The following is a 370-nucleotide window of genomic DNA, read 5'->3' as shown; positions in this document are numbered from 1 at the left end:
ATCCCCTGCCGCAGACTTGCTCCATGCAATCACCTCAACACCAGGAGATCTTCACCATGACGACACTCTCGACGCTGTTCAGTCCGATCACCTTCGCTGGAATCAGCGCGCGCCATCGCGTGGTCATGGCTCCCATGACGCGTGCACGCAGCAGCCAACCCGGCGATATCCCCAATGCCCTGAACGCGCAGTACTACGCACAGCGAGCTTCGGCGGCCTTGATCGTCACCGAAGCCACGCAGATTTCACCTCAAGGCAAGGGCTACTCATTCACCCCCGGTATCCACAGCGAAGCGCAGGTACACGGCTGGCAGGGCGTGACCGAAGCGGTGCACGCCGAGGGTGGACGCATCTTCCTGCAACTGTGGCA

The 370-nt window shown here is 61.4% G+C and carries 1 pseudogene; it reads left to right on the top strand.

The window, feature by feature from the left end:
- Positions 1–56: 56 nt before the first annotated feature.
- Positions 57–370, top strand: a pseudogene (locus HX803_RS31720) (alkene reductase); the annotation flags it as partial.

Source organism: Pseudomonas sp. P7548 (assembly GCF_013386585.1).
Classification (GTDB): Bacteria; Pseudomonadota; Gammaproteobacteria; order Pseudomonadales; family Pseudomonadaceae; genus Aquipseudomonas.
This window is presented reverse-complemented; position numbering and strand designations above follow the sequence as displayed.